Here is a 23370-nt window from a genome sequence, read left to right on the forward strand (position 1 = left end):
AATACTTATTGAACAGGCGGTGACGGGAGAACGTGAACCGAGCACCGTTCCTCGTCGTGCTCGTCCTCGTCGCGGCGCTCGCCGGGTCGACCGGCGGAGCGCTCGCGGCGACGCCGGACGACGCGCCGTCGGCCATCGACGTCCCGACGGCCGCGACGAACGACAGCACGACAACGACGACAGACACCACGACGACTACTGACACTACGACCACGACGACGGATACCACGACAACGACGACCAACGATACTACTACGGACAACACCACCACGACGACGGATACCACGACGACGACGACCAACGATACCACGACGACGAACGACACCACTACGACGACTGCGGACGACACCACCACCACGACGACGAACGACACCACTACGACGACTGCGGACGACACCACCACGACGAGCAGCACTACGACGACCAACGACACCACTACTACGGACGACACCACCACCACCACGACGAACGACAGCACGACCGACACCAATACGACGTATTCGACGGTCCCCTCGACGTGTTCGTACCCGTTCACCTCGACGGACGCGACGGGAACGAGCGTCACGGTCGAGGGCGCGCCGGAGCGCATCGTCGTCGTCGGCGCGAGCACTGCGCAGACTGTTTGGGAGCTCGACGCGCAGGATCGCGTCGTCGGGATTTCCTCCTACACCTCGTACCTCGACAACGCGAGCGCGAAGCCGACCGTCACGGGGTCGAGGGGGAAAGCGAAGACGGAGAGGGTCATCGCGCAGTCGCCCGACCTCGTCCTCCTCGCTAACATTCAGGAGAACTCGACCGCCACGACGCTCCGCAAATCCGGAATCACGGTCTACAAGTTCGACGAGGCGGCGAGCATCGACGCCATCGAGTCGAAAACGAGACTGGTCGGGCACCTGATCGGGACGTGCGACGAGGCGGACGACACCGTCGATCTGATGGAGGAGCACCTAAACACCGTCGAGGCGGTCCACGAGCGCGCCGACGACACGCCGACGATCTACTACCCCCAGACCGGGGGCTACACGCCGGGTCCGGGTTCATTCATCTCGGACGTCATGGGTCTCGCGGGCGCGCATAACATCGCGCTCGACGGCGACTTCAGTACGTCCTACCCCCGTCCGAGCGAGGAGTTCGTCGTCCAGCAGAACCCCGACTGGCTCCTCGGGACGTACACGGACGCGACGAAGTCCAAGGACGCGAAAGACCTCCTCCCGCAGACGCAGACGGTGACGCACACGGCGGCCTACCAGAACGGGAACGTCGTGAAAGTGAACGCGAATCACCTCTCGCAGCCCGCCCCGCGCGTCGTCTACGCCATCGAGAACATCACGCGTGCGATCCACCCGGACGCGTGGGACGCCGTCACCGGCTCGTCGGTCCCGTCTAGTGGCCCGCTCGACAGCGATTCTCACGACCACGACCACATCGTCACTCCGACGACGACGGCCTCCGCGACGAACGCGACGCCGAACACCACCGTGTCGGTCACCCGCGCGAACGCGTCCGTCACGGCGACAGTCCGCAACGCGACTGGCAACGTTAGCGTGGACTTCGCGAACGCCACGCTCGGCGTGGAGAACGCGTTGAGCGTCAACGTGACCGCGTCGACCGCAAACGCGTCCGCTGCGAACGCCACCGCGAACGCGTCTACTGTGAACGCTACCGCGAACACGACGGCCGTCACGGGCGCGACCGTTTCGCTCGCGAACGACGCGCGGCCCGGGAACCTGACGCTCTCCGTCGGTGATCCCACGAGCGCGGCCCCGAACGGGACCGCTCCGCTCGACGCTGCGAACGCGAGCGCGATGCGCTACTTCGTCCTGAACGCGACCGGCGTCTCCGACGCGAACGTCAGCGAGGCGACGATCCGCTTCCGTGTCGCGCCGGTCGACCTCCCGAACGGCACCGGACCCTCGGATGTCGCGCTCTACCGCTACCACGACGCGTCGTGGGGCGCGCTCCCGACGGAGCATCTGAACGGGAGCGCGTACGCGGCGACGACTCCCGGCTTCTCCGCGTTCGCCATCGGGTCGACGAACGCGACGGCCGCGGAGAACGCGAGCGAAACGACGGCGAACGAGACGACGAGCACGTCGTCGGAGTCGCACAACGGTACCGCGACGGTCACGACCGCGACGACGAACGAGACGACCACGTCGACCGTGACGAGCACCGCGAGCTCCACGAGCACGTCGTCGGGATCGTCGCCCGGCTTCGGACCAGCAGTCGCGGCGCTGGCGTTCGCGCTCGCCGCGTACCTGTTGCGGCGGCGCTGACGCGCGACGCGCGCCTCCGACACGTTTTACCCACGGCGTCGACTAGCCTCGGTATGGTCGAGAACGTCATCTGGCCCGCCTACTTCGATGCCACTCTCTCGCGTCGTGAGGGCCGCCGCGTCCCGCGCTCGCTCGCCGTCGAGGATCCGACGGTGGACGAGATCGCGCAGGCCGTCGGGCAGGTCGGCTACGACGCCGTCATCGAACGTGAGAAGTCCTATCCCCGACAGGGATGGACGGAGTCCGGGCGCGTCCTCGTGAAGGGCGCGGACGACGCCGGGAAGTCCGACCTCCTGCAGGCCGTCGGCGCGTACGTCGCCACCCTCCGCGAATGAAGCGCGCCGGCGACGTCGTCAGGAGCGCGCAGGGGCTGGCCATCGTCCGCTGTCCCGACGACGAACATCCCGACATCGGCGCGGAAGTCGTCGACGAGCGACTCACCGACGTCGGGCGCGTCGTCGACGTCTTCGGGCCGGTCTCGAAGCCCTATCTCGCGGTGACGCCAGACGACGCGACGCCCGCGGAACTCCTCGGCGCGAAACTCTACGTCCGGTAGCGAAAGGGCGAAGGACCGGGCGCGGGTTTCGCCGGTATGACTCAGCGACAGGGCGTGCTCGCCGCCTGCGCGGGCATCGTCGTCACCTTCCTCGCCGTCCAGCTCGGCGCGCTCGCGCTCGTCGAGCCGTTCAAGCAGGCGGGCTATCAGACCGTACCGGACCCCCAGAACCCCGTCAACAGCGTCGTGTACGTCGGCGTCCTGCTCGTCGCCACGGCCGCCATCCTCGTCGCCCTGAAGTACGGCGGCAAACGCATTCTCCGGGCCTTCATCGTCCTCACGGGCGGGATGATCACCGCCTACGTCGTCGGCATCTTCCCCGGCGTGGTCGTCGGCGGCGTGAACGTCCTCCCCTACGCCGCTGCCGGCGTCCTCGTCGTCGCCCTCTACGCCTACCCGGAGTGGTGGGTGATCGACCTCGCGGGCGTCGTGATGGGCGCGGGCGCGGGCGCGCTCTTCGGCATCAGCTTCGGCGTCCTCCCCGCGATCGTCCTCCTCGGCGCGCTCGCCGTCTACGACGCGATCAGCGTCTACGGCACCGAACACATGCTCACGCTCGCCTCCGGCGTCGTCGAGCTCAAAGTCCCCGTCCTCCTCGTCTACCCGACCGTCCGGGGCTACTCCTTCCGCGAACGTGCCGCCGAGGTCGCCGCGCGCGACGACGACGTGGCTGCGGAAGCCGACGGACAGAGCGACGAGGGCACGGCCGCCAGCGAGCGCGAGGGCGAGGCCGAGACGCACGGCGAGGAGGGCCGCGACAGCATCATGATCGGCCTCGGGGACGCCGTGATGCCGACCGTGATGGTCGCCTCCGCGGCCTTCTTCGTCACCGACGTCCCGCACGTCGCCGGCGTCCCGCTCCCCGCCGCGACCGCCATCGTCGGCACGACGCTCGGCCTCCTCGTCCTCCTGCGGATGGTCCTGCAGGGCCGCGCGCACGCCGGCCTCCCGCTCCTCAACGGCGGCGCGATCGGCGGCTACCTCGTCGGCGCGCTCGCCTCCGGGCTCTCGCTCGTCTCGGCGCTCGGCCTCGGGCCCTACCTCTAGCTCTCCCGTCTAGCGCGTCGGCCCGATACCGTGGAGTCCGTCCGCGGCGTGCACGTACACCGCGCTGTCGACAGGCGTGACGCCGTGGATCCCGCGGACGATCGTGTCTCCGTCGGTCGCTGACCCCGTCGCGTACCACCACCGTTGGCGCCCGTCGCCGACGTCGAACGCCCGAAGCGTGTCCCCGTCCACGGCGTAGAGTGTGTCACCGCGACGTCCGACTGGGTCTCCTGACTCCTCGAATTCGGTAACGACGCGCCCGTCGTTCGGATGGAGTGAGACGAGACGATCGCCGCCGACGTGTACGGCGTCCTCCGCGGCGACGGGCGGGTCGACGATGTCGCGTTCGCCGAGCGCCCGCCACCGTTCCTCGCCCGTCCCGGCGTCGAACGCGACGAGGCCCGCAGTGTCGTCGACGACGTACACCGAGCCGTGCGACACGACCGGTGTGCTCCATCCGACACCTGAAAGTGCGCGATGCCATCGTGTCTCAGCGTTCCGCGTATCGAGCGAGTGCAGTCCGTCACCGTCCGTGAGGTAGACGGTGGTGTCCGACACGGCGATCGGTGCACCGGTCTCCCCTGCGGTCTCGTGACGCCAGCGCGTTTCACCCGACTGGGCGTCGAGCGCGCGAAGGTGCGGGTGGGTACGCTCACCGCCGCCGGTACGGACGTAGACGACGCCGCCGGCGACCGTCGGCGGCACCTCGATCCCGGGCATCGTGGGGCCACGCCATCGGGTCGCATCAGCCGTGATATCGAATCGGTATGCCCGTTCCGCATCCGTTCCGTAGACACCACCGTCGGCGACCGTCGGAGAGCCTTTCGCGCCAGCGCTGGCGAGAGAAACCCGACCGGTCGCTGCGGCGGTCCCCGGCCTCCGCTGCGTGAGTGTCGTCCGCGATGCATCGGGTGTCCAGTTGTAGAGCGCGTCGTCCGAGACGACAGGCACGCCGCCCGCGTCGAGTATCCAGTACGTCTCGATGTCGAGTAGGCCGGTGCCGTCCGCGACGACGGCGGCGTTCGTGGCGTCGTACCGGTGACTCGGCCACGTCCCGTCGGCATCGAGGGCGGGCGACCCGGGAGGCCCAGTTGAGCCACTCTCGTCCGTCCGGCTGCCGTCCCCACCACAGCCGGCGAGGGCCGCGGCGAGACCGGTACCGAGCGCGTGGAGGGCGCGGCGTCGCGTTCGGGGACGTGTCACGCATCTGCCTGCAGTTGCCGCGGACAAGTGTCTTCGGGTGCGCACGGCCGGTACCGAATGGTTTCCTGACCCGGGAGAGACCGCTCGCCGCCGGGCTCTCGCTCGTCTCGGCGCTCGGTCTCGGCCCCTACTTCTGAGTCCCCCGTCTAGCGCGTCGGCCCGATACCGTGGAAGCCGTCCGCGGCGTGCACGTACACCCCGCCGTCGACGGGCGTGACGCCGTGGATCGACTGCGAGAGCACGTCCGTCACCTGCACTCGCTCCGTCTCGTGCGACCACAGCTCGCCGCTCCCCTCGCGGTCGAGCGCGCGGAGCGTCCCGCGATCGGCCGCGTAGACGATGTCGCCGGCGAGCGCCGCCGGCGTGCCACCGCCACCGAGGCGCGCGGCGACCGATCCGTCCTCGGGATCGAGCGCCGCGACCCCCGACTCGGTGCCGACATAGAGATGCGACGCGTCCGCGACCGGCGGGGCGTTCCCCATCCGCGGGAGCGCCGTCCGCCACCGGATGTCGCCGCTCGCCGTATCCACCGCGACGAGCGACTCGTTCTCGTCGCCGCCGAACGCGTACACCGCGCCGTGCGCCGCGACCGGCGTCGACCACGGCTCGGAGACCGCGGGCTGGCGGAAGACCCGCTCGCCGCTTTCGGCATCGACGGCGTGGAGGCCGTCGCGCGCCGCGACGTACACCGTCCCGGCCGCGACCGCGGGCGTCCCCTTCGACTCCGCGGCGGTGTCGTAGCGCCAGCGCTCCGCGCCGTCCGCGGCGTCGAACGCGCGGAGGTGTGCGGGCGTCCGCTCGAAGCCGCCGCTGTTGACGTAGACGACGCCGTCCGTGAGGGCCGGCGGACACTGGATCCCGTCCATCTTCGGGCCGCGCCACAGCACGGCGTCGCGCTCGGCGGCGAGACAGATGACCTCGTCGAAGGTCGAGACGTACGCGCGGCCGTCCCCGACGACGGGCGGCCCGTCCACGCCGTAGTCGACGAGCGCCGTGCGCGACGAGACGGCCATCGTCGCCGGGTCGCGCCGCGTCAGGTCGGTGCGGTCCTGCCCGCGCCGATACGTGTTGTAGAGCGTGCCGTCGGCGAGCACGGCGGCGGTCCCGGCGTCGAGTCGCCAGTACTGCTCGCCGTCGCGCAGGCCCGCGCCGTCGGGATTCGCGGCGGTGTTCGCGGCGTCGAAGCGCGGTCGCGGCCACGCGCCCGTCGGGGAGAGCGCGGGCTCGCCGGGCGGCGTCGCGGTCTCGCGCTCGTCGATGCCCGCACCGGTGCCGCGGGACGTCGTTCGCGTCGTCTCGGTGCTCGTCGTCTCCTCGCTCCCTCCGCCGTCGAGACAGCCGGCGAGGGCCGCGACGAGACCGGTACCGAGCGCGTGGAGGGCGCGGCGTCGCGTTCGGGGCCGTTCCATGTCCGCCCGCTTCACCCGGATTGGGTAAGTGTCTTCGGCCGGCACGCGCCGACGCGCGGAACCAAAGGGTGTATGAGCGCTTCGGCGCGTGGTTCGACGTAATGACGCACACGGACCGCACCGACGCCGGGGTGAGCGGGCGTGTCTAACGCCGTCGATACCGGGCCGGACGCGACGACGGCGCGCCGGCTCGCCGCGGACGCCGAGCGCGTCGTCGTGAAGGCGGGGACGAACTCGCTCACGGATGACGATTCGAACCTCGACGACGCGAAGCTCGACAAGCTCGTCGACGACATCGCGGCGCTGCGCGAACGCGGGAAGGAGGTTCTCCTCGTCTCCTCGGGCGCGGTCGGCGCGGGGATCGGGATGCTCGACATCGACGAGGACCGCGAGACCGTCGAGGAGTCGCAGGCGCTCTCCACGGTCGGACAGGGCCGTCTGATGCACCGCTACACGGAGAGCTTCGGGCGCTACGACACGCAGGTCGCCCAGCTCCTCCTCACCCAACACGACCTGGAGGACCCCGAGCGCTACACGAACCTCCAGAACACGATCGAGACGCTCTTCGAGTGGGGCGTCGTCCCGGTCGTGAACGAGAACGACGCGGTCGCCACCGAGGAGATCCGCATCGGCGACAACGACATGCTCTCCTCGTCGCTCGCGGTCGGCATCGACGTCGACCTCCTCGTGACGCTCACGGACGTCGGCGGCGTCTACACCGGCAACCCGAAGCGCGACGACGGGGCGCGACGCGTCGCGGCGGTCGGAGAGAACTACGACGAGATCCAGGACCTCGTCGAGGACAGCTCGACGGACGCCTTCGGCGGCATCCGGACGAAGGTACAGGGCGCGAGACAGGTCGCCGAACACGGCTCGCCCGCGATCATCGCGGCCTCGGACGCCCCCGACGTCCTCGAACGCGTCGCCCGCGGCGAACCCGTGGGAACGATATTCCTCCCGATCGACGGTGACGACGATGCGTGAGAGTGAGCCATCCACCGAGACGAAGGTCGAGGCCGCCGAGGCGGCCGCGCTCGACCTCGCGAACGTCTCCGACGACGACCGGAGCGCCGCGCTCCGCGCCGTCGCGGACGCCATCGAGGACGCCGCGGACGAGATCCTCGACGCGAACGAGACGGACGTCGCCGCGGCGGAGGAGAAACTCGCGGCGGGGGACTACACCCAGTCGTTCGTCGATCGGCTGACGCTCGACGCCGCGAAGGTCGAGAGCATCGCCGAGATGGTGCGCAGCGTCGCCGACCAACGCGACCCGCTCGGTGAGACTCTGGAGGCCAGACGGCTCGACGAGGCGCTCGAACTCTACAAGGTCGGCGTCCCGATCGGCGTCGTCGCCACCGTCTTCGAGTCCCGGCCGGACGCGCTCGTCCAGATCGCCGCGCTCGCCCTGAAGTCCGGGAACGCGGTCATCCTCAAGGGCGGCAGCGAGGCGACGCACTCGAATCGCGTCCTCTACGAGCTCATCCGCGACGCCACCGACGAGATGCCCGACGGCTGGGCGCAGCTCATCGAGGCCCGTGAGGACGTCGACACCCTCCTCGGGATGGACGAGTCCGTCGACCTCGTGATGCCCCGCGGGAGCTCGGCCTTCGTCCAATACGTCCAGGACAACACGAAGATCCCCGTCCTCGGGCACACGGAGGGCGTCTGTCACGTCTACGTCGACCGCGACGCCGACCTCGACACGGCCGCGGACGTCGCCCTGGACGCGAAGGTCCAGTACCCCGCGGTCTGCAACGCCGTCGAGACGCTGCTCGTCCACGCGTCGGTCGCCGACGAGTTCCTCCCGGACGTGCTCGCGCGCTACGACGACGCCGGCGTCGAGCTCCGCGGCGACGACCGAACCCGCGAGATCGCCGCCGACGCCGACACTGACGTCGACGTCGCACCCGCCCGCGAGGCCGACTGGACGCAGGAGTACGGTGACCTCGTCCTCGCCGTGAAGGTTGTCGACTCGCTCGACGACGCGGTCGCGCACGTCAACGCCAACGGCTCGAAGCACACCGAGTCGATCCTGACCGACGACGCCGATCGCGCCGGCGACTTCATGCGCCGGGTCGACGCCGCGAGCGTCTTCCACAACGCCTCGACGCGCTTCGCCGACGGCTACCGCTACGGCCTCGGCGCGGAGGTCGGCATCAGCACGGGCAAGATACACGCCCGCGGTCCCGTCGGTCTCGACGGGCTCACCACCTACAAGTACTACCTCGAAGGCGACGGCCAGCTCGTCGCCTCCTACGCCGGCGAGAACCCGAAGCCGTTCCTCCACGAGGAGTTCGACGGCGAGTGGGTGCCCGGACACCTGTCCGACTCGTAGCGTCGTCCCGCACGGCGCGCGAACACCGCGGAGCGAGCGCGCCCGGCCGTCTCCTCGCGCCGCGCCGGCCGAGCCCCTACTCCTCCGTTTCCGCCTCGCCTTCGACGTCGCTCAGCCCGAATGCGTCGGCGAGGCGTGCGACGACGACCGTCTCGACGAGATCGCAGAGGGTCTCGCCGTCGGCGGCGGGGTCCGCGAAGATGCCGAGCGGGATCTCGCCGCCCGCCATCTCGCGGTGGCCGCCGGCGTTCCCGACGTCGTCGAAGGCGTCGGCGAGCGCGTCCCCGACGTGCACTCGGGAGTCCGTCGAGCGGGCGCTGAGCTGGACGCGCTCGTCCACGATCCCGAAGACGACCGCGGTCTCGACGCCTTCGAGCGTGGCGAGGTAGTCGGCGGCCTGCGGGAGGGCGTCGCGCTCGCTCGTCCGGCCGACGTTCGAGAGGAGGGTCGACCCGCGAATCGAGCGGTTCTCGATCGCGGTGGCGATGGCGTCGGCGGTCGCGCCGGTGACCGCGGGAGAGGCGAGACGGCGCAGGAGATCGGCGTCCGCCGGCTCGTGGAGGAACGCCGCGCCCTCGTACTCGGCGCGCGTCACGCCGCGGAGGAAACCGAGCGTCTCGCGGCGGATGGCGAACAGGAGCGCGGTGGCGAGCGTCGCGTCGAGTTCGACGTCGAGCTCGCGGACGTACTCGGTGAGGATCGTCGCCGTCGCGCCGACGTCCTCGCGGTGGTCGACGAAGCGCGCGTCGAGCGCCTCGTGGGGGTGGTGATCGATCACGATGTCGACCGGCGTGCCCTCCGGGACGCGGTTGTTCCGTCCCGGGACGCCGTGATCGACGAACGCGAGGAGCGATCCGGTCTCGCGGTCGAGGACGGTCGCCGGATCGAGCGACGCGAGGTCGACGTCGAGGAGGTTGACGAACGCCCGGTTCTGCTGGTGGGAGATATCGCCGCTGTAGAGGATGCGCCGCTCGTCGACCCCCGCCGCGGCGGCGATGCGCCCGAGCGCCAGCGCGCTCGCGAGGCAGTCCGGGTCCGGGTTGTTGTGACAGACGATCGTGAGGTCCGTCGCCTCGGCGAGCAGGTCGCGGAGATCCGCGGCGGTCATGCGGGTTCGTTCACGGCCGGGACGCATAGTGGTGGGTGGCCGCCGGGCGGTGTGGGCGCGGGCGACGGCGGTCGCTCGCCGGCTCTCGGTCACTCGTCGCTCGCCCGTCAGCGCGAGTCGAGCGCCCGATCGACCGCCGCGCGCGTTCGCTCGACGCGCTCGCTCTCCCGCGCGATCGCCGAGAGGACGGGGTACGTCGTCCCCGTCTCGCCGTAGACGTACTCCTCGAAGCCCGGTGCGTCGAACGACGCGGGGACCTGTCGCTCCGGACGGAGGTCACCCGCCTGTCGGCGTTCCGCGAGCGACTCGCAGCGCGCCGCGAGGTCGTCGAGGTCGTCGCGCAGGCGGACGAGCGCTGCCCGCTCGCAGGAGGCGAAGGGCCGGGAGTCGACGACGGCGCGCTCCGTCTCGACATCGGCGAGGGCGGCCGCCGCGGAGTCGAGGGCGTCGCGCTCGCGATCGAGCGCCACCACGACGGCCGCACGGCTCTCCTCGGCGTCGCGAGCCGCGGCGACGACCTGCTGTTGGAGGAAGGCGGGGAGTCCCGGCTCGTCGCGGAGCGCGGCGGCGAGCGCGGGGCCGAACTCCGCCGCGAGGTGCTCGCGGTACGACTCGCCGTACTCCGCGTCGTAGTGCGGGACGGCCATCACCGTCTCCGCGTACGCCTCGCGGACCCCCGAGCTCGCCCGCCCGTCGCCGCGGCCGGCGAGCAGTCCGCCGTAGGGGTCGCCGGCGGTGTCGGTCGTCCCGAGCGCGTCGACGCGCCGGGCGAACGCGCCGAAGGCGTCGCGCTCGGCGTCGAGGACCTCGCGTTCGCGCTCGATCGCCCGCCGCGCGCTCTCGAACCCGTCTCCGGTCGGCTCTCGGCCGCCCCGCGTCCCGCGTCTGTCTGCGAGCGTCGCCATACGCCCAGCGACGACGGTGGCACCCGAGTACCTTGCTAGGAGGTGTATAGCGGTCTCAATAGCGCTCACGAGGGGTGGGTTCGCGCCCGCGCGAGCCACGCGTCGCCGTCCCGTCTCAGCGTCGCGCCGCCGCGTCCGGCTCGGCTCGGAGCGCGGCGAAGGCGTCGAAGAAGTCCTGCCCGGTGTCGATCAGGGCGTGGTCGGCCCGCAGATCACGGGCGCGCTGAGCGACGGCGGCGACGTGCCCGTCGAGGCGCTCGCGGTACTGTGTGGTGCGTCGCCCGCCGAAGTACGCCCGCTCCGTCGCCCCCGTTTCGAGGTCGCGGAAGATCGTGTCGCCGGTCGGCTCCGGGTCGAGCTCGGCCGGCGAGAGCACCTGCGGGAGGACGACGTCGTTGCGCGAGAGCGCGGCGACGCCCGACGCGACGGCGTCCGGGTCGACGAGGAGGTCGCTGACGACGATCACGAGGGACTTCGAGCCGATCGTCGCCGCGTAGTCGTCGAGGGCGTCGACGAACGCCGTCTCGCCGGCTGGCGCGGTGTCGTTCAGCCGATCGACGAGCGCGAGGAGTTCGCTCCGCGTCGAGCGACCCGCGTCGATTCGCTCGGGGCGCTCGCGGAAGAGGGAGAACCGGAAGTCGTTGTGCTCCTCGGCGGCGAGATAGGCGAAGCCGAGGCCGAGTTTCGCGCCGAAGTCGAACTTGCGCGCGTCGCCGTCGCCGTAGTCCATCGACGCGCTCGCGTCGAGGAGGACGTGGACGGTGAGGTTGCGCTCGGCCTCGAAGACCTTCACGAACAGCTCCTCGGTGCGCGCGAACAGCCGCCAGTCGATGAGGCGGGTGTCGTCGCCGGGCGCGTAGCGACGGTAGTCGGCGAACGTCAGCCCCTCGCCAGCGTACGGCGAGCGCTGTTCGCCCTGCCGGCGCGCCGACGTCTCGCGTCGAAGCGACGCCCGGAAGCGCGCGAGTTCGTCGAGGAAGGCGGGGTCGATCATTCGCGCTCGTCCAGTAGGCGACCGACGGCGTCGTCGGGCGTCACGCCCTCGCGTTCCGCGCGGAAGTCCAGCCGGATGCGGTGGCGGAGCACGGGTCGGGCCATCGCCTCGACGTCGTCCCAGCTCACGTGCGCGCGCCCGGCGAGGAAGGCGCGGGCCTTCGCGGTCCGAACGAGCCCCATGCTCGCCCGCGGGCTCGCGCCGTACTCGATCTCGTCGGCCTCGCGGGTCGCGCGAACGAGGTCGATCGCGCGATCGCGGAGGTCGTCCGCGATCGGCACGCCGCGGACGAGCGACTGGATCGCCCGGATCTGCTCGTCCGTCAGTACGCGCTCGACGGGGTCGGGACGGACGTCGCCCGTGTAGCGTCGGACGATCTCGCGCTCCGCTTCGCTCTCCGGATAGTCGACGACGATCTTCAGCAGGAAGCGATCGGTCTGCGCTTCCGGGAGCGGATACGTCCCCTCCTGATCGATCGGGTTCTGCGTGGCGAGCACGAAGAACGGCTCCGGGAGGGCGTACGTCTCGCCCGCGGCCGTCACCTGCTTTTCCTGCATCGCTTCGAGCATCGCCGCCTGCGTCTTCGGCGTCGCGCGGTTGATCTCGTCGGCGAGGACGACGTTGGCGAAGATCGGCCCCTCCTCGAAGACGAACTCGCGGCCCGTCCCGCTCTCGCGGATGATCTCCGTCCCCGTGATGTCGGAGGGCATCAGGTCCGGAGTGTTCTGGACGCGCGAGAAGGAGAGGTCGCTCGCCGCCGCGAGCGCCCGGACCAGCGACGTCTTGCCGAGCCCGGGGTTGCTCTCCAGGAGGGCGTTGCCGTCCGCGAGCACGCAGACGAGCAGTTGGTCGATCACCTCCCGTTGGCCCACGATCTGCTTCCCGATCTCCGCGCGGACCGCGTCGATTCGGTCTTGGAGCTCGTCGATGTCGGTCTCGATGTCGGGGTCGTCCTCGGTCATTGGCTCTGGTTGGATCGGATTCGGAGGGTGTACTCGCGGATCAGCTCGGCGTCCTCGATCCCCGTCGGGTCGTCGTAGCCGGCCTGCTGGCTCTCGATCGCGGCGTCGGAGCCACCGGTGTAGCCGCCCGCGTCGTACGACTCGGGATCGTCGCCGCCCGGGCCGCCGCCGCTCGCGTCCACGGAGGCGTTGAGCGCGTCGTCGCCCGCTCGGGCGTCCGTCGGGTCGCCGAGCACGCCCGAGCCGTTCTGCAGGCCGCCGTACTCGTCGCTCGTGCCGCCGCCACCGCCTCCGCCACCGCCGCCGGAACCCGCGGTCGCGGGACCCGGGCCGCCGCCGACGTCGAAGGCGATGCCGGCGATCGCGGCGTGAACGCAGAGCAGGCTCACGACGACGACGGCGACGACCGTGACGGCGACGCGGCGGGCGTCGAGGAGCGCGACGCTCGACGTCTCGCGGAGGTCGTCGAGCACGCGCTCGTAGAGGCGTGCGGCCATCCGCGTGTCGCTGCCGGCGTCAACGGCGTCGCGCGCGGTCCGCAGCGCCTCGCGTACCCCGGGGTTCGCGGCCTCGAACTGCTCGACGAGCGGCCGACGCGTCCGGTAGCCGTACTCGGTGGCGAAGACGAGCGCGCCGACGACCGCCGCGGCGAGTGTCGGCACGGGAAGCGCGGCGATCGGGGCGGCCGCCGGGAGCGCGACGCGCGCCGGAACGGCGGCGATCGTCGCGCACGCGAGGTCCGCGAGGAGTCCGAGGAGGACGGCGTCGACCGTCGCGTAGATCGCCGCGACCTTCCGGCCCTCGCGCCGGACGGCGCGCAGGGCCGCGGCCATTCGCTCGCGCGCTTCACCGCGCTCGTCGCGCGGCCGGTCGCTCGCCGCCGCGCGATCTCGATCGGCACCGTCCGCGTCGGTGTCGGTGTCGGTGTCGGTGTCGGTGTCGGGAGCACGCGCCGCCTTGGGTTCGTCGCGTCCGTCGGCGGCCATCGTCACGTCGCCCCCGCGGGGGCGCGGAGCCGCGCCGTCCGCTGGCTCTCCAGTTCGTCGATGCGGTCGTTGAGCCGCTCGATCTGGTCGTTCAGCGCGTCGATGCGGTCGTTCAGCTCCTCGACGCGCTCGCGGAGGTCCTCGTTCTCGGCCCGGAGGTTCCGGTTCTCCGCGCGGAGGTCGTCGTTCTCGTCCGCGAGCTCCTCGTTCGTCTCCTCCAGGTCGTCGACTTCGTTCCGGAGGGTGTTCACGCGCGCGTTCGCCTGCTGGAGGTCGGCGCGCGTCTCGGAGAGCTGATCGCGCACGTTCGAGAGCTGCGACTCCGTGTCCTCGAGCTCGCCCGAGACCTGCTCGACATCGCCGCGGGCGCGTTCGACGCTCTCGTTGAGCGATCGGAGGCGCTCGCGCGTCTCGCCGAGCGCCGCGCGCGTCTCGCTGAGGTTCTCACGGAGCTGCTCGTTCTGCGTTTCGAGGCGGTCGTTCTGCGCCGCGAGGTCGGCCGCGGAGTGCTGGAAGAACAGCGTCGCCCCGCCCGTCCCGGCGATCGAGAGACAGAGCAGCCCGACGAGCGCGACGTTGAGCGTGCTCCCGATCGCCGTCACGGCAGCCCACCCCGGTTCGTCGCGGCACCCCGGTAGACGAGCAGCCGGCGGACGACGATCTCGCCCGTGAGGACGAGGAGCGCGCCGAGGAGGCAGAGCCACCCCCACTCCGTCCGGACGGAGCGGACCTGCGTGGACTGCTCGCGGGCGAACGACGCGATCGCGGCGGCCTCGTCCGGCTCGAAGGTCCGCCCGCCGGTCGCGTCGACGGCCGCGGAGAGCGCGGGTGCGGGCCCGAACGCGCCGTACTCTGCGGGGTAGTTCGTGGCGTACGTCGCGCCGAGCACGCTCTCGTACCCCGGTTCGCTCGGCGTCACCGTCGCGCGGTAGACGCCGTCGCCGACCGCGCGGAAGTCGAGACCGTCGGCGCGCGGGCGCTCGGCCCCGCGGTAGGTGACGGTCGTCGGCTCGCCGACGCGCGTGTCCGCGACGTCCGTGACGCCGCCGCGCTTGCGCTCGGGATCGCCGATGGCGTAGTTGATCGATTTCGTCACGAGCAGCGAGTCCGGCCGGGAGAGCAGGCCGTCGAGGCTACTGTCGGCGTCGTGGGCCGTGATCGTGAGCACGCGCCCGAGGCCGTATCGCCACGCCGCGACGGCGGGCGTCCCGTCGGCCGTGGCGACGAGGTAGTCCGCGCCGGGCTTGACCGAGACGGCGTTCGCCCGCCCGGGGTTCGAGCGGAGCGTGACGCCCGCGGTGACGAACGAGTTCGGATCGACGACCGTCAGTCCCGAGCCGCGGTACCGGCGGGCGGCGTCGCCGAACTGGAGGCTGAGCCGGTTCGTCTCGTCGGCCCGGTAGTACGTCCCGCCGGAGGCGTCCGCGATCCCGCGGAGCGTGCCCTCGTCCGTCGACTCCCCGACGCCGACGCTGATGACGCGCGTGCCCGCGTCGCCGAGCGCCGACGCCGCGCGTACCGCCGCTTCCCGGTCGGCGAAGCCGTCGCTCACGAGGATGACGGTGCCGCGCTCCTCGCCGAGCAGTTCGTCCGCGCCGCGCAGTCCCGCGGCGATGTCCGTCGCGCCGCCCGCGGTGAGCCGGCGGATCAGCGTCGCCGTCTCCGCGCGGCTCTCCCCGAGCGGCCGGAGGTCCGCGATCCGGTACGCCTGACTGTTGAACGCGACGACGCCGACGCTATTCGAGTCGCCGAGCTGCGAGAGGGCGTCGAGCGCGATGGCCTTCTGGGTGCCGAGACCGCCCTGCGCGCTCCCTGAGACGTCGACGGCGAGCACGACGTTCGCGCTCGACCCGCCGGCCGCCCCGGCCGTCACGGGGAGCATCGATCCGAACGCGCTTTGCGCGTAGTCGCCGTGTTCGAACGCGCGGTCGCCGCCGGCGACGACGAGGCCGCCGCCGTCGATGACGAAGCGCTGGAGCGCCTCCGTGTTCCCCAGGTCGTCCGCCGCGAGGTTCTGTACCACGACGGCGTAGTAGGGATCGAGGTTCGACGGTACCGACGAGGCCGTCTGGACGTCGTAGAGCGTCCCGAGGTAGTCCCGGAGCGGGTAGTCGCCCCGCGAGACGTAGAGCACGCGGGGGCGCTCGACGACGGACACCGAGCGCCGAGAGGCGTCGTTGACGTCGTAGACGTCCTCTCCATCGATCGTCGCCGTGACGCGGTGCGAGCCCGTCGTCTCGAAGGTATGCGAGAACGAGACGGTTCCGGTGCCATCGAGCGTCCGCGAGACGACCTCCGTCCCGTCGACCGTGACGCGGAGCGCGACGTCGCCGTCGGTCTCGACGCCGTCGACGCTGGCGAGGAAGCTGTTCTCCACGCCGACGCTCGTCTTCGCCGGACCGCTCACTCGGACGTGGCGCTCCGTGCGCGTCGGCGTGACGTCGACGGCGCTGATCGTCGCGTTCAGCGATCGGGCGAGCTCGGCGGTGGCGGCGAGGCTCCGCCCGCCCGTCACCTGCCCGTCGGAGACGACCACGACGCTGCCGTTCGACTGGAGGTTCGCGGCGACCCCGTCGCCGATCCGCGAGCGGGTGCCCTCGCCGACCGTCGCGGTCGTCACCGGCACGCCCTCCCGTTCGATCGCATCCGTGAGCCCGTCTACGGGTTCCGTGACGTTCATACTGTCGGAGCGGTCGGTCAGCAGCGTCACGTGCGGGTCGCCCGGGGTCTCCGCGCTCGCCACGGTGTACGGCCCGGCCGCCGCGCCGACGAGGAGGACGACGATCACGGCCCGGGAGGTCAATAGCGTGAGACGACTCCGCCGCGACGCCGTGCCGTCCGCCCGGTAGGCGACGATGCCCCAGAGCGCGACGAGCGCGACCGGCGCGGCGAGGAGCGCGAGCGGCGTCGTCAGCCCGGCGGTGACGCCGGCGACCGTGACGGTCACAGATCGCCCTCCCGCCGGAGGTAGACGAGCTCACCGAGACAGACGAGGAGCGCGGCGAGCGCGACGTACCCCGTGAGCGGTCGCGGGACGGGGCTCCGATCGGTGCGCGTCGGCGGCGCGGCGTCGTCACCGCTCCGCGCGTCGAGCGGCGTCGTCGCCACGGCGGACTCCGACTCGCTCGTCAGCGCCGCGCTGTAGCGCCGGTCGCCGACGACGTAGTAGCCCGCGCGGTCGAGACGCACGCTCGTCGCGTTCACCGTCCCCGTCGGCGTCTCGACCGCGGTCGGCGTCTCGAAGGCGAGTCGCGTCCCCGTCTCGCGGTTCGACGCGGCGAGGCTCTCGCGGCCCGCGAGGTGCGCGATCGCGCGCTTCCAGAACACGGGGTACTCGTAGTCGTACTTGAACGCCGAGGCGTCGGACAGGTAGCCGTCGTAGAGGATGCGGCCCGGGCCGCGCTCGGCGGTCGCCACGAGCGGCGTGCCGTCGCTCGTCGCCACGAGCGCCCGCCCCTCTCGGAGGCCCCCAGTCAGATAGCGCTCGGGCGGCGGGAAGGAGAGCCCGCGAGTCAGTTCGCTCTCGGCGGTCGGCGCGAGCGTCGGGTTCCGCGACGTCCCGTTCGGGGCGAGGAGGAGCAGGTCGCCGTACTTCTCGACCGGCATGTTCGACGACTGCGCGCGGACGACGACGCCGCCGCCGCGCGCGAGCGTCTCCCGCCCCGCCTGAACGTTGCCTTCGAGCAGACGCGAGGGCTGGAGACCGCCGTAGATCACGACGTCGTAGGTGCCCTCGATCGCCGTCGGCGGCCGATCGACCGTCAGCGCCACCTGATCGTTGACCGAGAGCGCCGTCGTCAGGTACTCGTCCTCGTCGTTCGTCAACAGGAGGACGTCGATCGTCGGATCGGCGGGCGCGCCGATCGGCACGGCGTCGTCGGTCGGAAAGGAGTCGCCCGGCGTCAACGCGAGCGTCCCGCCGCCGCCCGGTACGGCGAACGTCGCGCTCCGCACGTCGCCGGGCGCGAGCGTCAATGTCCGGCGCTGCTCGCCGAGCGTCAGCGTCCGCTGGACGGTCGCGTCCGCGTAGTTCTTCACGGACACCGTGACGTTCTGCCCCGAGAAGGCCCGCTCGACGATACCGACGTTCGCCTCCCCGCCGCCGCCGAACTGCCGGAGGTCGACCGCGAGCCCGCGCGCACGCGCCGACTCGACCGCGTCCGCCCACTCCGAGTCGCCCGCGAAGTCGCTGTAGACGACCACTCGGGCGTCGGCGTCCGCGATCGCCGCCGCCTGTGAGATCGCGCTCCGGAGATCGCACGGGGCGTCCGTGACCCGGAGGTCTCCGAGGCTCCGGCGTGCGGCCGTCGATCCGCCGCGGCGGAGCTCGACGCGACTCCCGCCGCCGGCGACGACGAGCGACGTCGTTTCCGTGACGTCGGCGCGGGCGGCCGCGACCGCGCGGGCGAAGCGCGTCGACCCGTCTGTCTGGGTCGCCATGCTCGCGCTCGCGTCGACGACGAGCACGGTCTGCTCGACGGTCGCGTCCGCGGGAACGGTGACGTACGGCGCGGCGAGCGCCACCGCGATCGCGACGAGCGCGAGCAGTTGGAGACACAGGAGGAGGTTGCGACGGAGACGCTCGAAACGCGCTCGCGTCTCCGCGTCGCGCTCGCCCGCGACGAGAAAGCGCAGCGTCGGGAGATCCCGCTCGGCGGGATCGGGCTTGATGAGGTAGAGGACGACGACCGGCAGGAGGGCCAGTAGCGCCAGCAACCCCATCGGGGCGAGGAGGACGTCCGCGAGGGCCATACGGACACGTCGGCCTGCCGGCTATTGAGCGTGTCCACTGTCCGCGTCGCCACTGTCCGCCCCAATCACAACTACCATACTCCGGGCCGCCGGAGTTCCGGTCACTAGGTGGATCTCGTGACCGAGAAACGCGAATACACGGGCGATTATCCCGACAAGACGCTGTACATCCCCGGCCCGACCGAAGTCCGCGAGGACGTCATCGACGAGATGGCCCAGCCGATGTTCGGCCACCGGATGGACCGCATGACCGATCTCTACACGACCGTCGTCGAGGACACGAAGGAGTTCCTCGGCACGGACAACGAGGTCATCGTCCTCACGGCCTCCGGCACGGAGTTCTGGGAGGCCTCGACGCTCAACCTCGTCGACGAGAACATCCTCGTGCCGACCTGCGGCTCGTTCAGCGAGCGCCACGCGAACGTCGCCGAGCGACTCGGGAAGAACGTCGATCGACTGGAGTACGAGTGGGGCGAGGCGATCAAGCCCGAGGACATCCGCGCGCACCTCGACTCGACGGACAAACACTACGACGTCGTCACCTGCGTGATGAACGAGTCCTCGACGGGCGTTCGCAACCCCATCGAGGAGATCGGCGATGTCCTCAAGGAGTACCCGGAGACCTACTTCGTCGTCGACGCCGTCTCGGCGCTGGGCGGCGACTACGTCGACATCGACGAGCACGGCATCGACGTCATCTTCGCCTCGACGCAGAAGGCCTTCGCCATGCCGCCCGGCCTCGCGGTCTGCGTCGTCAGCGACGCGGCCTACGAGCGCGAGCTGGAGAAGGACGAGGCGTCGTGGTACGGGGGCTTCCAGCGCTCGCTCGACTACTACGACCGGAAGGGGCAGACGCACTCGACGCCCGCCATTCCCGTGATGCTCGCCTACCGCAAGCAGATGAAACACATGCTCGACGAGGGCCACGAGGCCCGCAGCGAGCGCCACCGCGAGATGGGCGAGTACACCCGCGAGTGGGCGATGGAGCACTTCGACGTCTTCCCCGAGGACGGCTACGAGTCCCAGACTGTCTCCTGCATCGAGAACACGGCGGACATCGACGTCGCTGCGACCATCGAGGCGGTGTCGGAGGAGTACGACTACGTCTTCTCGAACGGCTACGGCTCCGCGCTCGGCGAGAAGACATTCCGGATCGGCCACATGGGCGAGCACGACGTCGAGAGCATCCGGGCGCTGACGGACGCCATCGAGGACGTCGCGGGCCTCTGAGGCCGCCCGCACCGCCGTCCCGTTCGTAGCCGTGCGCCGCGTCCCGCGAGCGCCGTCGCGCGCACGCCTCCCGCGCCCGCTCGGGGAAAACCGGACGGTATAAACTCGCTTGTCGAGTAGCCGAACGTATCACGCGAGCGGGGATCGGGGCGGTGGGCCTCGATGCCGGCGCCGTCCGACCGTCGATCATGTCCATCTCGAACGTCCTCCTCGTCACCGTCGACTCGCTGCGCGCCGACGCGATCGGCCCGTACGACGACCGACGGCATACGCCGGTTCTCGACGATCTCGCCGCTCACGGAACCGTCTTCGAGCGCGCGTTCGCCACCGGCAACTGGACGCCGTTCTCCTTCCCGTCGCTTCTCGCCTCGCGGCCCGTCTTCGCCGACACCGGGTCGATCGGCGTCACGGGGTCGCCGACGCTCGCTGCGACGCTCGCCGACGAGGGGGTCGCCACGGGCGGATTCAACGCCGCGAACGGATTCCTCACCGAACACTGGGGATACGACGGCGGCTTCGACGAGTTCGACGCGTTCGTCACCGGCGTCGGGAGCGGGCGATACAACCGCTATCTCGCGACGCACCCGACCGTCGAGGCGTGGATCCAACTCGCCACGTCGCCCCTCCGCCGCCTCCGGGCGTGGACCGCCGGCGACGCCGACGACCGGCCCTTTCTCGACGCCTCGCGGCTCTTCGCCGTCGAGGACGCCGCGACGTCGTTCATCGCGGACGCCGACGACCCCTTCTTCTGCTGGGTCCATTACATGGACACCCACACGCCCTACGTCCCCGCCCCGCGCTACATCCGCGAAGTGTCCGGCGACCGCGTCGGGACGCACCGGATGCTCCACGCGCACGTCCGCACCGGCCTCGGCCTCGACGTCGACGAGCGCACCCTCGCGGAACTCCGCACGCTCTATCAGGCCGCGGTCCGGCAGGTCGACGCCAGCATCGGCCGCCTGCGCGAGACGCTCGCGGCGACCGGTCACTACGACGACACCGCCGTCGTCGTCGCCGGGGATCACGGCGAGGAGTTCCAAGAGCACGGCCACCTCGCCCACTATCCGAAGCTCTACGACGAGCTCGTCCACGTCCCGCTCGTCGTCGACGTCCCCGGCGTCGACGGCGGGCGCGTCGCCGAGCACGTCGGTCTCGACGCGATCCCGCCGACCGTCGCGGACCTCCTCGACGCCGACCCCGATCCCGCGTGGACCGGCGACTCCCTCGTCCCGGCGGTCGCCGACGGCGAGTCGCCCCGCGCGGATCCGGTTGTCTCCGTCGCCGTCCGGGGTGAGGAGGTCACGAGCCAACCGATCCCGCGCTCGCTCGACGACGGCGACCTGCTCGTGAGCGCGCGCGATCGGGACTGGACGTACGTCCGAAACGTCGACGCCGAGACCGCGGAGCTCTACCACCGGCCCACGGACCCCGATCAGCAGGACGACCTGCACGGCGACCCGACCCCGGAGGCCGCCGACGCGATCGAGCGACTCGCCCCCGCCGTCGACGACCACGCCGCATCGCTCCAAGAGGCGACCGACACGGCAAACGACGGCGGCGATGACGACGCCGACGCGGACCTCGAAGCGCACCTCGAAGCACTCGGCTACCGATAGATGCGCGCGCTCCTCCGCGCGCTTACGAAGGGGCCACGCGCCGTCCGCCTCCGCCGGTTCGCCGCCGTCGGCACGGCCACCGCCGGCGTCCAGTTGGCGTTGCTGTGGCTGCTCGTCGACGTCCTCGCCTGGCACTACCTCGCCGGCGCGACCGTCGCCATCGAGTGCACGATCATCCTCACGTACATCCTCAACAACGCCTGGACGTTCCGCGACCACCGCCACACCACGCCGCGCGAGTACGTCCGTGGACTCCTCACGACGAACGTCATTCGCGGGACGGCGATCCCGATCCAACTGGGCGTTCTCGCCGCGCTCGTCGAACTCTACGGCGTTCCCTACCTGTGGGCGAACGTCGTCGCCATCCTCGTGAGCGGCCTCTACCGCTACGTCCTCGACACGCGGCTGACGTGGCGCGGCGTCTGACGGGTGTCCGGGCCGGCGGTCTCGGCCGTGAACGATGTCCCGTCGGTCACTCAGACGACTGCATCGTCTCCTCGGCGTCGGTGCGGTCCGCGACGGGTGCGATCACGGTCTCGTCGAGGCGTCCGAGGACGGTGGGACTGACGATCCCGACGAGGTCGGCCGCCTCCTCGGCCGCCCCCTCGACGCCCAAGACGTCGTCGAAGAACCGGTTGAGGACCTCGTACTCCTCGTGGAGCGACGCCGCCCGCTCGCGGCCGTCGTCGGTGAGCCGAACGCCCTGATACGCCTCGTAATCGACCAGGCCGTGGTCGTCGAGGCGCTGGATCGCCTCCGTCGTCGTCGGTCGGGAGCGATCGACGGCGTCGGCGATCGCGGTCGTCGAGACGCGCTCGTCGGTCGTCTCCGCGAGTTCGTACACCGCCAGCAGATAGCGCGTCGAGACCGTCACGTGCACGCACCCGATCGAATCGCTCGGTCTCGACGCGCCGCGTCGGCGCCGATCGCACTCACTCGGCATCACCCGCGGTCGCTGCCGGCGTCCCGTCGTCGTCGCCGTCGCGCTCACCGTCGCCGAACAGCCGACAGAAGAGCGCGGCCCAGAGTCGCCCGTTCCGGCGGCGTCGCCCCATCATCCCCGTCGGAGGAGGTGGTCGCGGACGGTTCGCTGTCGCTCGTCGAGCACGGCGTCGAGTCGCGCGACCGTCGCCAACGCGGGGTAGTCGACGGACAGCGGCTCGTAGAGGGTCGCGGCGAGGGCCCGCTGTTCGACGCCGACGAGCCCCCGGTTCGTCGAGCGGGCGAGCACCGCCTGTCGCTCCTCGCCGACCCGATCGCACGTCTCGCGGTGGCCCGCGAGCGCGTCGTGGCGCTCACGCAGGCCGTCGAAGCCGAGCGAGGCCGGCGACGTCCCGTCCGCCCGGACGAGCGCCTCCGCGACCCCCTCGATCGCCTCGCGGCTCTCGTCGAGCGACCGCGCTTCGACGTCGAGCGCGCCCGCGAGCGTCCGTAGCTCCCGGCGGCGCTCGTCGACGGCGGACAGCACCGCCCGCTTGATCCCGGTCGTGAACGCCGTCGTCGTCCCCGGCGAGACGGCGCGCGCGACCTCCCAGCCCAATTCCTCCCGCATCGTCTCCGAGACAGAACGGTCCTCGTCCGGCGCCGTAACGGCGTCGTGGGCGGTGTCTACGAACGCCTCGCGGACGCGACGGCACTCCGGGGACGACGCCGGTTCGTTCGGCGTTCCAGCCGCGACAGCGGTCCCAGCGTTCGCAGAGCCGTCCGCCGCGGCCCGCGTCGCGGCGGCCGGCTCGATCGACTCGACGTCCTTCCGGAAGCGATCGAGGGCGGTCCGTTCGGCGTCGACGCGCTCGCGTTCGCCCCGGACTCGCGCCAGCGCGCGCTCGATGTGTGTCTCGTCCATCGGCACGCGCTCACCCGCCACCCGCGCAGTCGTCGGGTTGCTCCCTCGCGAGGAACACCTCGCCGGTCGGGGCGCGGCCGCGTCGTGTCGACCCGCTCCCCGCGACAGTGCCACACATAATTTTTAGGCTGTCCTAAAAACACAT

Annotated in this window: 22 protein-coding genes; 9 read left to right on the forward strand and 13 right to left on the reverse strand. The window is 71.3% G+C overall.

Annotated features, from left to right (window positions below):
• The first annotated feature begins 32 nt into the window (after positions 1–32).
• From J2754_RS16600 to J2754_RS10260, 4 genes are read left to right on the forward strand one after another with little or no spacing between them, the layout of a single operon-like run.
• The gene (locus J2754_RS16600; RefSeq protein ID WP_211087344.1) at positions 33–2276 is read left to right on the forward strand and encodes an ABC transporter substrate-binding protein; all 2244 of its coding nucleotides are present in this window, start codon (positions 33–35) and stop codon (positions 2274–2276) included.
• A gap of 53 nt (positions 2277–2329) precedes the next feature.
• On the forward strand, positions 2330–2611 hold the full coding sequence (gene srp19, locus J2754_RS10250) for a signal recognition particle subunit SRP19 (RefSeq protein WP_211087345.1): 282 nt from the start codon (positions 2330–2332) through the stop codon (positions 2609–2611).
• A complete protein-coding gene (locus J2754_RS10255; RefSeq protein WP_245332968.1) occupies positions 2608–2832 on the forward strand; it encodes an H/ACA ribonucleoprotein complex subunit GAR1 in 225 nt (74 codons plus the stop codon). Before srp19 ends, J2754_RS10255 begins: the two co-directional genes overlap by 4 nt.
• A 36-nt stretch (positions 2833–2868) precedes the next feature.
• Positions 2869–3879, forward strand: a complete 1011-nt coding sequence (locus J2754_RS10260) for a presenilin family intramembrane aspartyl protease PSH (protein WP_188879365.1) — start codon at positions 2869–2871, stop codon at positions 3877–3879.
• 9 nt (positions 3880–3888) lie between these two features.
• On the opposite strand, the gene J2754_RS10265 is transcribed toward J2754_RS10260, so the two are convergent.
• Entirely contained in the window at positions 3889–5082 is a 1194-nt protein-coding gene (locus tag J2754_RS10265) for an outer membrane protein assembly factor BamB family protein (protein ID WP_211087347.1), read from the reverse strand.
• A gap of 146 nt (positions 5083–5228) precedes the next feature.
• Complete coding sequence (locus J2754_RS10270; RefSeq protein WP_211087348.1) at positions 5229–6491, reverse strand: outer membrane protein assembly factor BamB family protein; 1263 nt, start codon at positions 6489–6491, stop codon at positions 5229–5231.
• A 141-nt stretch (positions 6492–6632) separates the two neighbouring features.
• Here J2754_RS10270 and proB point away from each other — a divergent pair, with 141 nt between their 5' ends.
• Both proB and J2754_RS10280 read left to right on the forward strand, forming a co-directional pair.
• Positions 6633–7475, forward strand: a complete 843-nt coding sequence (gene proB, locus J2754_RS10275) for a glutamate 5-kinase (protein WP_211087349.1) — start codon at positions 6633–6635, stop codon at positions 7473–7475.
• Complete coding sequence (locus J2754_RS10280; protein ID WP_211087350.1) at positions 7468–8826, forward strand: glutamate-5-semialdehyde dehydrogenase; 1359 nt, start codon at positions 7468–7470, stop codon at positions 8824–8826. The genes proB and J2754_RS10280 overlap by 8 nt, the downstream gene beginning before the upstream one ends.
• A gap of 76 nt (positions 8827–8902) precedes the next feature.
• Here J2754_RS10280 and J2754_RS10285 read toward each other — a convergent pair whose 3' ends face one another.
• The 8 genes from J2754_RS10285 to J2754_RS10320 all read right to left on the reverse strand — a co-directional run bounded on the left by J2754_RS10285 (position 8903) and on the right by J2754_RS10320 (position 18533).
• Positions 8903–9934, reverse strand: coding sequence for a DHH family phosphoesterase (locus tag J2754_RS10285; protein WP_211087351.1), 1032 nt, complete (start codon positions 9932–9934; stop codon positions 8903–8905).
• A gap of 107 nt (positions 9935–10041) precedes the next feature.
• The gene (locus J2754_RS10290; RefSeq protein WP_211087352.1) at positions 10042–10839 is read right to left on the reverse strand and encodes a DUF7260 family protein; all 798 of its coding nucleotides are present in this window, start codon (positions 10837–10839) and stop codon (positions 10042–10044) included.
• A 115-nt stretch (positions 10840–10954) separates the two neighbouring features.
• Positions 10955–11833, reverse strand: a complete 879-nt coding sequence (locus J2754_RS10295) for a DUF58 domain-containing protein (protein ID WP_211087353.1) — start codon at positions 11831–11833, stop codon at positions 10955–10957.
• Positions 11830–12795 carry an AAA family ATPase gene (locus tag J2754_RS10300; protein WP_211087354.1) on the reverse strand — a complete coding sequence of 322 codons (966 nt, stop codon included), beginning with the start codon at positions 12793–12795 and terminating at the stop codon, positions 11830–11832. The genes J2754_RS10295 and J2754_RS10300 overlap by 4 nt, the downstream gene beginning before the upstream one ends.
• On the reverse strand, positions 12792–13781 hold the full coding sequence (locus J2754_RS10305; protein WP_211087355.1) for a DUF7502 family protein: 990 nt from the start codon (positions 13779–13781) through the stop codon (positions 12792–12794). The genes J2754_RS10300 and J2754_RS10305 overlap by 4 nt, the downstream gene beginning before the upstream one ends.
• A gap of 2 nt (positions 13782–13783) precedes the next feature.
• Positions 13784–14383, reverse strand: a complete 600-nt coding sequence (locus J2754_RS10310) for a chromosome partitioning protein (RefSeq protein ID WP_188879355.1) — start codon at positions 14381–14383, stop codon at positions 13784–13786.
• Positions 14380–16728: a VWA domain-containing protein gene (locus J2754_RS10315; RefSeq protein ID WP_211087356.1), complete on the reverse strand. Its 2349-nt coding sequence runs from the start codon at positions 16726–16728 to the stop codon at positions 14380–14382. The genes J2754_RS10310 and J2754_RS10315 overlap by 4 nt, the downstream gene beginning before the upstream one ends.
• Positions 16725–18533, reverse strand: coding sequence for a DUF7408 domain-containing protein (locus tag J2754_RS10320; RefSeq protein WP_211087357.1), 1809 nt, complete (start codon positions 18531–18533; stop codon positions 16725–16727). The genes J2754_RS10315 and J2754_RS10320 overlap by 4 nt, the downstream gene beginning before the upstream one ends.
• Positions 18534–18650: 117 nt before the next feature.
• On the opposite strand from J2754_RS10320, the gene J2754_RS10325 reads away from it, so the two are divergent.
• From J2754_RS10325 to J2754_RS10335, 3 genes are all read left to right on the forward strand, one after another.
• Positions 18651–19763: a pyridoxal-phosphate-dependent aminotransferase family protein gene (locus J2754_RS10325; RefSeq protein WP_211087369.1), complete on the forward strand. Its 1113-nt coding sequence runs from the start codon at positions 18651–18653 to the stop codon at positions 19761–19763.
• A 188-nt stretch (positions 19764–19951) separates the two neighbouring features.
• Positions 19952–21379, forward strand: coding sequence for a sulfatase (locus tag J2754_RS10330; RefSeq protein ID WP_211087358.1), 1428 nt, complete (start codon positions 19952–19954; stop codon positions 21377–21379).
• On the forward strand, positions 21380–21805 hold the full coding sequence (locus tag J2754_RS10335) for a GtrA family protein (RefSeq protein ID WP_211087359.1): 426 nt from the start codon (positions 21380–21382) through the stop codon (positions 21803–21805).
• A gap of 46 nt (positions 21806–21851) precedes the next feature.
• Here the strand turns inward: J2754_RS10335 and J2754_RS10340 are convergent, their stop codons facing one another.
• Genes J2754_RS10340 through J2754_RS10345 form a run of 3 tightly spaced genes read right to left on the reverse strand, consistent with a single transcriptional unit; the run spans position 21852 to position 23225 of the window.
• A complete protein-coding gene (locus J2754_RS10340; RefSeq protein ID WP_188879345.1) occupies positions 21852–22253 on the reverse strand; it encodes a metal-dependent transcriptional regulator in 402 nt (133 codons plus the stop codon).
• A 58-nt stretch (positions 22254–22311) separates the two neighbouring features.
• Positions 22312–22434 carry a hypothetical protein gene (locus J2754_RS16465; RefSeq protein ID WP_268238708.1) on the reverse strand — a complete coding sequence of 41 codons (123 nt, stop codon included), beginning with the start codon at positions 22432–22434 and terminating at the stop codon, positions 22312–22314.
• Complete coding sequence (locus tag J2754_RS10345) at positions 22434–23225, reverse strand: DUF7260 family protein (RefSeq protein ID WP_188879343.1); 792 nt, start codon at positions 23223–23225, stop codon at positions 22434–22436. Before J2754_RS10345 ends, J2754_RS16465 begins: the two co-directional genes overlap by 1 nt.
• Positions 23226–23370: the final 145 nt, after the last annotated feature.

The sequence above is a fragment of the Halarchaeum nitratireducens genome, from assembly GCF_017874695.1.
Taxonomy (GTDB): Archaea; Halobacteriota; Halobacteria; order Halobacteriales; family Halobacteriaceae; genus Halarchaeum; species Halarchaeum nitratireducens.

Excerpts from the sequence above, each read along its gene's own strand:
- J2754_RS10260 (WP_188879365.1), top strand. The coding sequence starts at position 2,869 with ATGACTCAGCGACAGGGCGTGCTCGCCGCCTGCGCGGGCATCGTCGTC.
- J2754_RS10290 (WP_211087352.1), bottom strand. The coding sequence starts at position 10,839 with ATGGCGACGCTCGCAGACAGACGCGGGACGCGGGGCGGCCGAGAGCCG.
- J2754_RS10285 (WP_211087351.1), bottom strand. The coding sequence starts at position 9,934 with ATGACCGCCGCGGATCTCCGCGACCTGCTCGCCGAGGCGACGGACCTC.
- J2754_RS10330 (WP_211087358.1), top strand. The coding sequence starts at position 19,952 with ATGTCCATCTCGAACGTCCTCCTCGTCACCGTCGACTCGCTGCGCGCC.
- J2754_RS10295 (WP_211087353.1), bottom strand. The coding sequence starts at position 11,833 with ATGATCGACCCCGCCTTCCTCGACGAACTCGCGCGCTTCCGGGCGTCG.
- J2754_RS10345 (WP_188879343.1), bottom strand. The coding sequence starts at position 23,225 with ATGGACGAGACACACATCGAGCGCGCGCTGGCGCGAGTCCGGGGCGAA.
- J2754_RS16465 (WP_268238708.1), bottom strand. The coding sequence starts at position 22,434 with ATGGGGCGACGCCGCCGGAACGGGCGACTCTGGGCCGCGCTCTTCTGT.
- J2754_RS10320 (WP_211087357.1), bottom strand. The coding sequence starts at position 18,533 with ATGGCCCTCGCGGACGTCCTCCTCGCCCCGATGGGGTTGCTGGCGCTA.
- J2754_RS10305 (WP_211087355.1), bottom strand. The coding sequence starts at position 13,781 with ATGGCCGCCGACGGACGCGACGAACCCAAGGCGGCGCGTGCTCCCGAC.
- J2754_RS10270 (WP_211087348.1), bottom strand. The coding sequence starts at position 6,491 with ATGGAACGGCCCCGAACGCGACGCCGCGCCCTCCACGCGCTCGGTACC.
- J2754_RS10335 (WP_211087359.1), top strand. The coding sequence starts at position 21,380 with ATGCGCGCGCTCCTCCGCGCGCTTACGAAGGGGCCACGCGCCGTCCGC.
- J2754_RS10255 (WP_245332968.1), top strand. The coding sequence starts at position 2,608 with ATGAAGCGCGCCGGCGACGTCGTCAGGAGCGCGCAGGGGCTGGCCATC.
- srp19 (WP_211087345.1), top strand. The coding sequence starts at position 2,330 with ATGGTCGAGAACGTCATCTGGCCCGCCTACTTCGATGCCACTCTCTCG.
- J2754_RS10280 (WP_211087350.1), top strand. The coding sequence starts at position 7,468 with ATGCGTGAGAGTGAGCCATCCACCGAGACGAAGGTCGAGGCCGCCGAG.
- J2754_RS10300 (WP_211087354.1), bottom strand. The coding sequence starts at position 12,795 with ATGACCGAGGACGACCCCGACATCGAGACCGACATCGACGAGCTCCAA.